The organism is Psychrobacter sp. UBA6291 (assembly GCF_002439405.1).
Lineage (GTDB): Bacteria > Pseudomonadota > Gammaproteobacteria > Pseudomonadales > Moraxellaceae > Psychrobacter > Psychrobacter faecalis.
The window spans coordinates 1-12,039 of the sequence record NZ_DJUD01000049.1; the positions used below are offsets into that span (position 1 = coordinate 1).

General features: G+C 42.9%; 9 protein-coding genes. 6 read left to right on the forward strand and 3 right to left on the reverse strand.

The window, feature by feature from the left end; genetic code table 11:
- The first annotated feature begins 305 nt into the window (after nt 1-305).
- The 6 genes from B3R91_RS08440 (at nt 306) to B3R91_RS08465 (ending at nt 9,563) form a co-directional block, all read left to right on the forward strand.
- Nucleotides 306-1,475: a siderophore-interacting protein gene (locus tag B3R91_RS08440; protein ID WP_286797201.1), complete on the forward strand. Its 1,170-nt coding sequence runs from the start codon at nt 306-308 to the stop codon at nt 1,473-1,475.
- 92 nt (nt 1,476-1,567) lie between these two features.
- Complete coding sequence (locus B3R91_RS08445; RefSeq protein ID WP_349681539.1) at nt 1,568-2,329, forward strand: ABC transporter ATP-binding protein; 762 nt, start codon at nt 1,568-1,570, stop codon at nt 2,327-2,329.
- Nucleotides 2,326-3,291 (forward strand): ABC transporter substrate-binding protein, encoded by a 966-nt coding sequence (locus B3R91_RS08450; protein WP_286797203.1) that lies wholly within the window; start codon nt 2,326-2,328, stop codon nt 3,289-3,291. The genes B3R91_RS08445 and B3R91_RS08450 overlap by 4 nt, the downstream gene beginning before the upstream one ends.
- Nucleotides 3,288-5,261, forward strand: coding sequence for a Fe(3+)-hydroxamate ABC transporter permease FhuB (gene fhuB, locus B3R91_RS08455; protein ID WP_286797204.1), 1,974 nt, complete (start codon nt 3,288-3,290; stop codon nt 5,259-5,261). Before B3R91_RS08450 ends, fhuB begins: the two co-directional genes overlap by 4 nt.
- 147 nt (nt 5,262-5,408) lie before the next feature.
- Entirely contained in the window at nt 5,409-7,697 is a 2,289-nt protein-coding gene (locus tag B3R91_RS08460; RefSeq protein ID WP_286797205.1) for a TonB-dependent receptor, read from the forward strand.
- Nucleotides 7,698-7,850: 153 nt separating this feature from the next.
- The gene (locus B3R91_RS08465; protein WP_286797206.1) at nt 7,851-9,563 is read left to right on the forward strand and encodes a multidrug ABC transporter permease/ATP-binding protein; all 1,713 of its coding nucleotides are present in this window, start codon (nt 7,851-7,853) and stop codon (nt 9,561-9,563) included.
- Nucleotides 9,564-9,687: 124 nt separating this feature from the next.
- Here the strand turns inward: B3R91_RS08465 and B3R91_RS08470 are convergent, their stop codons facing one another.
- The 3 genes from B3R91_RS08470 to B3R91_RS08480 are packed head-to-tail and all read right to left on the reverse strand — an operon-like array spanning nt 9,688 to nt 12,000.
- Nucleotides 9,688-9,981 carry a DUF3325 family protein gene (locus tag B3R91_RS08470; RefSeq protein ID WP_286797207.1) on the reverse strand — a complete coding sequence of 98 codons (294 nt, stop codon included), beginning with the start codon at nt 9,979-9,981 and terminating at the stop codon, nt 9,688-9,690.
- Nucleotide 9,982: 1 nt separating this feature from the next.
- Complete coding sequence (locus B3R91_RS08475; protein WP_286797208.1) at nt 9,983-11,683, reverse strand: PepSY-associated TM helix domain-containing protein; 1,701 nt, start codon at nt 11,681-11,683, stop codon at nt 9,983-9,985.
- 26 nt (nt 11,684-11,709) lie between these two features.
- Nucleotides 11,710-12,000 carry a hypothetical protein gene (locus B3R91_RS08480; RefSeq protein WP_286797209.1) on the reverse strand — a complete coding sequence of 97 codons (291 nt, stop codon included), beginning with the start codon at nt 11,998-12,000 and terminating at the stop codon, nt 11,710-11,712.
- Nucleotides 12,001-12,039: the final 39 nt, after the last annotated feature.

Here is a 12,039-nt window from a genome sequence, read left to right on the forward strand (position 1 = left end):
GCGCTTATCCCGAACTGGGGTTCCATTACAAATAAAATCACAACTTCCTATTTATAAATACATTGACAGTCAGCCTTATTAACGTAATAATAATCTAGATGTTAATGGTTATCAATAACGCTTAGGTGTTTTTAATTCATATCATCGATTACTAATTCTATCGCCTTGCTTGACTCGCAATACTTATTGATTAAACCTTTGTTATTTTTATCTCTATTCTCCGCTACCTTATATTTTCAGATGCCATTTACTTGACGGTTATATGAATGAATCGTTATGTGATTTTTTGGCTTGGATGACCCTTTATGGCTGAAACGCTTACTCGTTATGACACCGATAAAACCCCATTAGCAATCGCTGATAAAGCCATGTTCATTCACCATCTTAATGAAGAGCATCAAGATGAACTTGCGATGTTTATCAATGCTTTTACGCCTGCCTCAGTCGGCGAGTACGATATAGTATCGATAAAAGAGCTGTATCCCGACGGCCTTTTGTTAGACGTTATGACGATGAATCGGTATCGAAATAACTCTAATGCGTTAAAAGATAACAGTTCTACCGATAACAGCCTCGCTGAAAACATTTCTAGTGTTAATCATCGATACTTTATCAACTTTTTTGTACCTATTAGCGACGCTGAGACACTAAATGAGCAATATATAGCGTTATTGCAGGCATCCGCTACTAAGCTTGGTAAGCGTACGATCAAACTTCAAGAACAGCACTTTCGCGTGATTGATGGTTATTATGTCAGTCCTAATATGTATCGACTGGTGGTCACAGCACCCGATAATATCCCACTCAATCATCCAGGCTACGCGTATTTATTTGAGTTAAATGCTGAAGTTTTATCTCCCACAATTAGTAAGTCAGAAAATAACGATAAACCTTTACAGCGCTACTACACCCTGCGAAAAGCATGGCGAGATCCAATCCGCTTGTCTGTTCAAGCTTGGATAGATGTTTATATCCATGGCGACACGCCAGGTGGCAATTGGGCACGTTCTCTCGTCTGCGGCATGCCAATAAAAACGGTGCGCGATTATCCAGAAAAAATAGAACACCTCAGTGAGGGACAATGCTTATTAATCTGCGATGAAACCTCTCTACCTACCGTCGCCAATCTATTAGAAAACTGGCAAAATCCGTTGCCGCCCCTTGTCATTACTATCACCGAAGATCCAGAAGACATCAGTTATTTACACACTCTCAATCTCTGTCAGCACTTAGGTCATGATGAGCGTTTTCTACAAGACAATCTACTTCATATCATTAAAACGCCGACAATCGATCTCTCTGAACAAATCATGAGCTTATTACATGCAAGATTAACGACATTGCCTCTTAAGATTGGCAAAGTATGGGGCGCGCTTGAAGCGACGGACATCAAGTCATTAAGACAACGATTAAAATCCACCCTTGGTTTATCTCGTCAAGATATGGTCATAAAAGTCTATTGGCGCGCTCAATAACTGCTTCAATTCCATAAATAAAATGAAAATCATTTGCATTAACCAGCTACTTTTCTTTAAAATGCCCCATTTACTTTCGACTGCTCACTATGATGCACATCAATAATTTAAGCTTAATACGTCAAAAAAAAGTTTTGCTTCATCCTACTTCTTTTATTATCGAACCAAATAAACTTTATGCCCTCATTGGCCATAATGGTTCCGGTAAATCCAGCCTTATAAAGGCTATGGCAGGAGAGATGACGCCCACGCAAGGTGGTATTGAGATAGAGCGACAAGATTTGCGAAGCTTTTCTGCTAAAAGACTGGCCACGCATCTTGCCTATTTACCGCAAAATCTACCTGATGCGGGTGCTTTTACGGTCTATGAGCTTGTGATGTTGGGCAGATACCCTCATCAGAAATGGCTGCAAAAGCCGACTGCCGACGACCATCAACGAGTAGAAAAAGCCATCGCCCTCACTCAAGTTGACGCCTTTAGAGATCGCCAAGTATCGACGTTGTCAGGTGGTGAGCGTGCGCGCGTCTGGCTGGCGATGTGCCTTGCCCAGCAAACAAAGTATCTTCTATTGGATGAGCCACTAGCAGCGCTGGATGTGGTCTATCAAATAGAAGTGTTAAAACTGATTCGTCAATTGGTCGATGAGCAAGGCTTAGGTGTTGTGATTATCCTGCACGACCTAAATCTAGCAGCAAGGTTTTGTGATGAATTTATCGCCCTAAAACAAGGCAAGCTGTGCCATATGAATGATGTCAAACACACCATGGAAAAGGATGTACTGCGCTCGATATTTGGTGTCGACTTTACCCTACTAACCCATCCTACCACTACTCATAAAGTCGCAGTTATATGAAAGCGCGCACCTTTTCGTTCGGGCTATGTGTGGCATTATGCTCAAGTTTATTGTTAAGCAGTTGCCAGTCGTCTGACGCCACCTCACAAGCGCCACAAGCTCTGTCGCCTAAAAACAGTCAAAAAACGCCTAAAGTCATGACGCCTGATTGGGGTATTGCGGCGACGCTGACGGCCATGGGATACCCACCAGTTGCTATGGGCGACAAACCTTTCTATAGAGAATGGGTTGGTAAGCCTCTTATACCTGATACGACTCTCGACGTGGGAACACGCTACCAACCCAATCCTGAAATGCTCTCACAGCTAGACTTGGATTTGGTCATAGACAACGATTTTTATGCGCACTTGCGTCCTATGTACGGCGATTTGCCTATCCACTCTATTGAATTGACCAGTCCCAACCAAATCGCAAAGTGGGAAGACTTTATAGAACCGACGTTAGAATTGGGCCGATCTATCAATAAACCGCAAGCCGCACAAGATTATCTAGACACCAGTAAGAAACAAATCATACAAGCAGGACAGACTTTTCATGCGCGTTATCCTCATATCAAAAAATTGGCTGTCGTGCAATTTGCCGATACCAATAATTTGCGTATGTTTTCTTATAATAGCTTGTTTCAACCTGCTTTAGAGACGATGGGACTACAGCTAGTGGCGTTGGCAGATGGCAATCAATGGGGGTTTACGCCCATTATGCTAGGAGATTTAGCGCAGCTTGATGACGATACTTGCCTTGTGGTCGTTGAACCTCTTAGTGACCTTCTCAAACTTGAATTAGAAGACAGCTTAGTGTGGCAGCGCTTGGGTTATTCCTTTGATCAAGCGCATGCATCTAGCAAAAAAGGCCGCTGTATCACCTTACTGCCTGCGACATGGAACAACAGTGGCGTGGCTTCTATGAATGTTTTGGCTGAGCGCTTAACGAATGTCACTTTTGTAGGCCATACCGATTTATGATGAATAAAAATAATTTTTTGTCAGCTAACCGTATTTATATGATGGTCGTTTTCTTAATGCTGCTAGCAGTAGTCAGCAGTTATGCAGTCGTACATCAGCTATGGTCTCTCACTTTTTTAGAATTGTTCACCCCCTCTTTTGACCTATCACTTTCGGATATGAGTACCCAGCTACAAATCCTACCGACCATGTTGGTAGCATTAACCGCTGGCGGTCTTTTAGGATTGGTCAGTGTGTTATTACAACAGCTGGTAAAAAATACACTGGCCTCAGACACGACATTGGCAGTCGGTAGCGGTGCAAATATGGCGCTACTCATTGTCACGTTATTTCTGCCTAGTTTGGCATTAGGGGGAAGTTTTTGGGTCGCCTTTATTGGCGCGCTTGGTAGTATGGCGATTGTGTTTCTTCTAGCTGCGCCTAGTCGCATGAATCCTTTGGTATTAGTGCTTGGTGGACTGGTGACCAATATTTTATTGGGCGCTATTACTGCTTTATTATTGATTTATTATGCTGAAGAAACCTTAAACGTTATGGTTTGGGCGGCGGGTAGTCTCACGCAGAATAACTGGCAAGTATCTGTCATATTACTCATCGCTAGTGTGGTCGCCTTTATTAGCTTAATGCCCTTATTAAAGCCATTAGAAATAATGAGCTTAGATGATAGGCAAGCCAAAAGTTTGGGCGTTCCTATCAACCTCATTCGTGGATTGGTGGTGGGATTGGTGGCACTACTGACCGCCCTTGTCGTCAGTCGCGTGGGCCCTATTGGTTTTATTGGCTTAGGGGCTGCCACACTGGTGAATGTGTTTTCGGTACGGCGTATTGGTTACCGCCTGCTTTTGGGTTATGTGTTTGGGGCGCTGTTGTTATGGATCACCAGTAATGCCACGACGCTATTACAACATTATTTAAGCCTAAATATTCCTGTTGATGCAATGACGGCCATCCTTGGTGCGCCATTGGTGATATGGTTAATTGTGAGCCAAAGTCGTCAACATACCGATGGGGTTATTCCAACCTTGATTTCAGAACGCCGTGACACTCACTTAATAGGTTGGGGAATCGCCTTAATACTGTTGATCATAGGCGTACTTATCTTTACGGCGACTTCAAATGGCTGGCAGCTTAGTACGCTAAGACATTTAATTATTGACTTTAGATTGCCTCGCACGTTAAGCGCAGCCGCCACTGGCGTAATGCTAGCCACTGCTGGCGTGCTGCTACAAACCTTGACTCGCAATCCTATGGCTAGCCCTGAAGTACTCGGTATTAGCTCAGGCTCAGCAATAGGCGTGGTATTGGCCTTTGTTTTCCTACCCAGTTTTGGCTATACAGGTATTATATTATCAGGATTGTTGGGCGCTTTTATCGTCCTTAGTTTGATCTTATGGCTTGCCCGTCGTATCAATCCAGCTTATTTATTGTTGGTTGGTGTGGCCATTGCCGCATTGATGGGCGGTTTATTAAGTCTGGTAAAAATATCTGGCGATCAACGGTTACAAGCCGTGTTAAGTTGGCTATCAGGTTCTACGTACCTTGCCAGTCCAGAAACGGCATGGATTTTAGTAGGGTTGGCTTTTATACTTTTCCTATTAAGCTTTATGGTGATCAAACCGTTAGAAATATTGAGCTTAGGTAGCGGGATTGCCCGTGAGCTTGGGGTATCTTTGAGATTGTATCAAAGCTTGATACTCATTCTTGTAGCATTACTGAGTACGATATCAACGCTAGCAGTGGGTCCGCTCAGTTTTGTGGGTCTGATGATTCCTCACCTTGCCAGCACATTAGGCGCGGTGAAGCTCAAACGTCAAATTCAACTGTCCGCTATCTTAGGCGCCGGCTTAATGGTCATAGCAGACTGGGTTGGACGCTATCTCATATTTCCCTATGAGATTCCTGCTGGCACCATCGCTGCTATTATTGGGGGGGCATATTTCCTATATTTGATGCGGCGTATTAGAGCGTAACCTATATGGTTAATACTTCAATAACGACACGACAACATTATCGCTATTTAGGGCTTTAAAAATTTTTTAAAATTAATAACGCGCCACTATTGTAATGAAAATGCTTATCATTATAATAGTGATTTAACTTACATATTGGTAACATTCATGCAATTGTCTCGCCTATATTCTGCTCTATTTTGCCTCAAAGCATCTAACAGAGCGCGTCACCCATTTTCAGTAAAATCACTGCGTACCTTTCATATTTCTACTTCAGTCGTTTTACTTGCTGCAAGCCAAGCAGCGTGGGCACAAACCGATATAAATAACGATAGTCAATCAGATGTGCCAAGTGTGGTACTTGATACGATTGTGGTAACCAGTAGTGCGGACGCGTCAGCGGATGGATTGCCAGATGCTTATGAAGGTGGCCAAATGGCGACTGGAAGCCGTGTGGGAATTTTGGGCAATCAAGACATCATGGATACGCCATTTTCTACTACATCGTATACCAACGAATACATTGCCAACCAACAAGCACAAAGCGTGGGCGACCTGCTTAAAAAAGACCCAACTGTCCGCGTGGCCAGAGGTTTTGGTAACTTTCAAGAAGCTTACTTTATGCGCGGTTTCATCACCACATCAGATGATACGATGTTTAATGGCCTATATGGTATTTTGCCCCGACAGTATATCGCAACGGAGCTGTTCGAGCGTGTTGAAGTCCAACGCGGCGCTTCTGCCATGCTAAATGGTGCCGCACCTAGTGGCGGCAATGCTGGTGGTACGATTAACCTATTACCAAAACGTGCTAGTAATGACCCGCTACGCCAATTAACGCTTGGTTATGGTCAAGGTGACCAAGGTAAAATTGCCGTCGACGTGAGTGACCGTTTTGGCACTGAGGACGCTTTTGGCGTGCGCTTTAACGCCGCTTATCAAGATGGCGATAGTGCCATCGATGATGAATCTTCAACATTGGGATTGGCAGCGCTTGGTCTAGATTATAAAGGCGAGCAATACCGATTATCAGCAGATTTGGGCTGGCAAGACAACAAACTCAAAGAGACTCGCCCTAGTGTCAATCTTGGCGGTGTTTCTCGTGTACCAAAAGCGCCAGACGGCTCAAAAAATTGGGCGCAGCCTTGGACGTACTCAGATGAAAAAGATATCTTTGGTACCATCAGAGGAGAATATGACTTTAATGATAATCTCACCGCTTATGGTGCTTACGGCATACGAAGTGGCGAGGAAGAAAACTCACTAGCCACCTTAACCGTCAACAGTGCTGATGGTGCGGGCACGATTTATCGTTTTGATAACTCTAGAGAAGATTTGGTACAAAGTGCCGAGCTTGGTCTACGTGGTAAATTACAAACCGGTGAAGTGACTCATAACTTGGTGTTGGCCGCAAACCTCTATGATCAAGAAGAAAAAGGCGCATTCGCATATGATTTTGGCAATCAGCTAGCGACCAATTTTTACCGCCCTACCGACTACACGGAAGTCCCTTTTACAAGTACAACTACGTTTGGCGGTAACCTAGACGATCCAAAATTAACCAATGAAAAGCAACTCCAAAGCTTTGCACTGGCTGACACCATATCGCTGTTCGATGACAAACTGAAAACCACCTTGGGTGTGCGTCATCAAACTATAAAAACCACCAGCTATGATGCCAACACGCAGGCAGAAACGGCTCATTATGATAAGAGTGAGTGGACACCAAGTATCGGTATTGTCTATCAACCGAACATGGACTGGTCATTCTACGGTAACTATATTGAAAGCTTAGCACCAGGAAAAACAGCCCCGCAGACAAATAACAATGCTCCCGTTACTAATGCGGGTCAAGCTTTGGACCCTTACGTGAGCGAACAAACTGAAATTGGCGTGAAGTATGACAACGGGCTTATTGGCAGTAGTTTGGCAATATATCGCACTGATGCCGCACGTGACTATATCGATGCTTCAAACACCCTTATATCTGCTGGTAAAAACCGTCACCAAGGCGTAGAACTGACCGTATTTGGTAGCCCTAGTGAAAACATGCGCTTAAATGCAGGGGTCAGTTATTTAAGTGCCAAACAAAAAGACACCGGTGATGCGGCGTTAGATGGTAATAAAGTCATTGGTCTTCCTACCTTACAGAGCAATGTCAATCTAGAATATGATGTTGCGGCACTCGAAGGATTAACCTTAACAGGTGATATCATTCATACGGGCCCTCGTTATGCTGATAATACCAATACCTTAAAGGTTGACGGTTATACCACGTTAGATCTTGGAGCTCGCTATAAAACCGTGCTGGCCGGACAAGATGTAACCTTAAAAGGCATGGTAACCAATGTCACGGGCGAAGATTATTGGCAATCAGTCGGTGGCTATACAAATGCTGGTTATTTAAGTGCCGGTGAACCCACGGCTTTAAAAGTTTCAGCGACGTTTAACTTTTAAATTTTAACGCTAAGCTTCGCCAATGAAACGACTATACTGAATAAACTGTCGTTATAGAATCATTATCGGGTTTGAATAAAAGGGATTAGGCGCCACCTACTCCCTTTTGTGCTATCTAAAAATATGCAAAATTCATTTTATTATTGAGTCCTTATGTCCTCTCGCGCTACAGCCTCTCTATACCATATGATCTGGTCGCATTATCGGCTGCCTTTTTTCAAAGTTATCTTACTTAACTTAGTCAATGCCGCTGTTAGTGTGGGTATTATTGCTTATATTAATCACACCTTTATCAGTCAGCCTGTTTTTAATACCTTATCATGGCAGAGCTTAGGCTATTTTTCAGCGTTAGTGGTTCTGCTATTGGTCACGACTTTTTTATCACAATATGCCCTAACCCGCTTGGGTCATAGATTTGTGTATGAGCTCAGAACCAAGCTGGTCAAACAAATCATCGATACCAACGTTCCGCAGATTGATAAGTTAGGGAACGCCCAACTACTCGCCAGCTTGTCTACCGATATCCAATCGATTACCGTCGCCTTTGTCCGTATGCCAGAGTTGGTTCAAGGGGTTATTTTATCTAGCGGAGTCGCCTTATATTTGGGTTGGTTGTCATTGCCACTATTGCTAATCATCATGGTTTGGATTGTAATGACGATTTGGATAAGCACCATTTTGGTGAAGCACGTTTATAAGCACTTAACAGAATTAAGGGAGATTAATGATCTTTTGTATCAAGATTATCAATCTATTATCGAAGGGCGAAAAGAGCTTGCACTTAATCAGCACCGCGCGCAAAAGCTGTATACCAATGAGTTTTTGAGTCACGCCCAGTCCTATAAAGAGCGTGTTATTAAAGCGGATACCTTTCACTTATCAGCAGTGAATTGGTCGAACATTATGATGTTTGCAGCGATTGGCGTCGTCTTTGCCGTCTCAAACTATCTTAATATACCCATGAGCGTTGCCACTACTTTTTCTTTAACTATTTTATTTATGCAATCGCCGCTGCTACAAGCCGTTGGCGCTTATCCCACTTTACAAACGGCGCAAGTCGCGTTAGATAAAATCCAGACGTTGGCGCTTGCTGATTATCAACCAGCGTTTTTAACCAATATAGCAGCAAATGAGTGGCAGACCATCTCACTGAACAATGTGAGTTATCGCTATCAAGGTATAAACCACCATACACAAGAAGGTATACCTGAAAATGAGTTGCTTACTGATGACATTTTAAAAAATGTCAATCTCACCTTGAGACGTGGCGAAGTGGTATTTTTGATAGGCTCTAATGGCAGTGGTAAGTCTACCCTTGCAAAAATAATTACTGGTATTTTTACGCCTACGACAGGCGCTGTAAAAGTAGACCAGCAGACGATTGATTCGGATAACAATACCAATTATCGGCAGCTGTTTTCTGCTATTTTTAGCGATCAACATCTTTTTAAACAACTGATTGGCAGTCAAGACAATGACCCTGATATGTCCTTAGTAACTGAGTGGCTACATAAATTAAATTTGCAAGATAAAGTGACGGTAACTGACCATCGATTGTCTACCGACAAGCTGTCACAAGGACAACGCAAACGCTTGGCCATGCTGCTCGCTGTCGCCGAACAAAAAGACTTTCTGCTGCTCGATGAATGGGCCGCTGACCAAGACCCTGCTTTTCGCCGAGTATTTTATCAAACGCTGATTCCTGAATTAAGAGCCATGGGCAAAACGCTGTTTATTATCAGTCATGACGACGGTTATTTTGAGCATGCCGACCGCTTGTTGATGATGAAAGAAGGAAAGCTGACAGAGTTAAATGCAGAAGAACGCCAACGCGCCAGTGCGGACGCCATTGCTATGTTAGAGTAATTGCTCAGCTAGAATAATTGCTAATAAGTCGTACTATTAAAATGTTTAATATCAAAGCATACTGCAAGCGGGGAAATTTTATAGCAGCATTTTATTTTGAATTTGGCGCTTTTATATAAACTGGCTATGCCAGTTTTTCATAAATAACCATGCTTAAATATACAACTCCTGCTGCTACGATTAAGCTAGCAAACCAGACAACGATAAAATAACCAGTATGAGGTGCAAAAAAAGGGAAAATGAAACCTATCAATAGCAGTAGCAATCCCAGCCATCGTAACCATTGCTGTTTAGTGATATATCGTTTCTGCTCATCATGATGAAACTTATCCCTATGTCTTTTACTGGTCATCATTAATGCCATCATACCTAGCAGATTAAATGCCAATAGCAATCCAGATAACAGCGCGTTAGACATACTATACATTTTCCATCTGAAGCTTTGAACGACTAGGCGACTTTATTTTTTGCTGGTGAGATGCTTTCTTAAAACTGACCATATAAGTAATATAAGCAAACAGCAGCGCTAGAATAAAAAACACAACGTCAAAGCTAATAAAGAGCACATCGACGCTCAAGATGCTATGAAGCAATCCACGCTCGGTAGTTAGGCCGTTGAGTAGCGGTGTGAATAAAAGCAATAGAGTAATTAATGATAATAATAGACGCCACGCCTGACGACTAGACAGTAATAACGTCAGCAAGAAACCAAACGCCCAGATGATAAAAAACCCATCTACTTCCCACTTGCCTCGCCCTATTAACTCTAACGGCAATAAACGATTGAGCCATAAAAAACCTATCATTGCTAAAGGCAATCCCGCTAGCGTCGCAATATTGAGCTTTTCTACTAAACAAAAACCCCAATCAGGCTTATCTATAGTTAATAATTGGCGGCGACGTTTAACTGTCCAAAGGACTAAGCCTGTTGCAATCATACCGCAGCCCGCTGTACCACATAAAAAGTACAACCAACGCAGCCAATTATCAGCAAAGCGCCCTGCATGCAAACCTATCATGACCGCTTGTGTTTGCACAGCGAGCGGCGGCGGTCGACTGTCTTTGAGTACTTTTCCTGTTCGTCCATCATAAATACGAAACACCCCTAGCGTCGATAATTGATGCTCAGCTTTACCGTCGATAATAATCATACTTTGGTCAGTATTGGGATGATTAATACTGACACTGGTCACGGTATAATTGGGGTTACGTTTTCGCCAATCAGATTGTGTCGTGGCAAGCAATGGAGCAATACTGGCCATAGGGGCAGCCTGTAACTCGGTTGCATCCGCTGCCCGATAAGAGTAAATTTCCTTAAGAAACTCTTCATTATCTACCCCAGATACCATGCCTGCCCACGGCATATACAAGGTTATTAAGGTAATGATACCAGTAAAGGTAATCATCAAATGGAACGGTATTGGCAGCACAGAAAAAGCATTGTGCGCATCAAGCCACGAGCGTTGCCCCTTACCCCAACGAAAGGTAAAAAAATCCGTAAATATCTTTTTGTGGACAATAACGCCTGTGATAATAGCAATCAACATCATCATAGAAGCTATACCGACGATAATTCTGGCCCATATCACACTCATATAATGCAAATCAAAATGCATACGATAAAAGAAGTGACCGCCTACGGTATCTCTTGGCGTATATGCCATTTGGGTTTGCGTATCAAAATGATATTTTAGCCTTTTGTCATCTGTAGTCACATTGATATGCAGACGTTGAGCAATATTATCGCTATCAATATCTTTAGCAATAAACCAGTTTTTGGCATGGGCTTGGGTTTGCTGTAAGTGAGCGATTGCCCTACCAAAACCATCTGACTTATCTTTTAGATTCGTCACATTTCGGTTGTGCGTAAATGTTGAAGACGTTAATGGCGTTTGCTGAGAGCGTGCCGGAATTTCAGGTTGCATCCATGTTGTCAGCTCATTATTAAAATAACTGACCGTGCCCATCAGAAAAATGGTAAACAGCAACCAACCTAATAATAGACCAAACCAAGTATGGACGTCAGACAAAATGACTCGATAGCCCTTCACTTTAGTTTTACTTTTTGTCTGAATATTACTCATTGTGGCAGTTTGGATCTTAGTAGTGTCTGAGGGCATAATAACAGCCTGATGGTGAGAAAAATCTAAATAGCGACATAATCAATCATCCCTAATAGCCCTGCAATACCGACGACCAGCGTCCATGCCAGCCATAAACGTCGCAAAGAAAATACTAAGACAAGAATGAGCGCGCATACAACAAGGCTAGCAATTTGACCCCAATAGATGGCAGAAATCTCATCTATAGGTAAGGCCAAAAACGTCAAACTCGTAAGCACCGCGATGCCATAGCTACCAATAATCGCTAAAAGAATACGACTGAGGACTTTAAACTCAGGTAGATAAAAACCATGACTGCTACGGCGCTTACTCATGTGACTGCCTGCGTATGAAAGTAAAAGGTCATGATCGGC

Coding starts and splice junctions, on each gene's coding strand:
- B3R91_RS08440 (WP_286797201.1), top strand. CDS start 306: ATGGCTGAAACGCTTACTCGTTATGACACCGATAAAACCCCATTAGCA.
- B3R91_RS08445 (WP_349681539.1), top strand. CDS start 1,568: ATGCACATCAATAATTTAAGCTTAATACGTCAAAAAAAAGTTTTGCTT.
- B3R91_RS08450 (WP_286797203.1), top strand. CDS start 2,326: ATGAAAGCGCGCACCTTTTCGTTCGGGCTATGTGTGGCATTATGCTCA.
- fhuB (WP_286797204.1), top strand. CDS start 3,288: ATGATGAATAAAAATAATTTTTTGTCAGCTAACCGTATTTATATGATG.
- B3R91_RS08460 (WP_286797205.1), top strand. CDS start 5,409: ATGCAATTGTCTCGCCTATATTCTGCTCTATTTTGCCTCAAAGCATCT.
- B3R91_RS08465 (WP_286797206.1), top strand. CDS start 7,851: ATGTCCTCTCGCGCTACAGCCTCTCTATACCATATGATCTGGTCGCAT.
- B3R91_RS08470 (WP_286797207.1), bottom strand. CDS start 9,981: ATGTCTAACGCGCTGTTATCTGGATTGCTATTGGCATTTAATCTGCTA.
- B3R91_RS08475 (WP_286797208.1), bottom strand. CDS start 11,683: ATGCCCTCAGACACTACTAAGATCCAAACTGCCACAATGAGTAATATT.
- B3R91_RS08480 (WP_286797209.1), bottom strand. CDS start 12,000: ATGAGTAAGCGCCGTAGCAGTCATGGTTTTTATCTACCTGAGTTTAAA.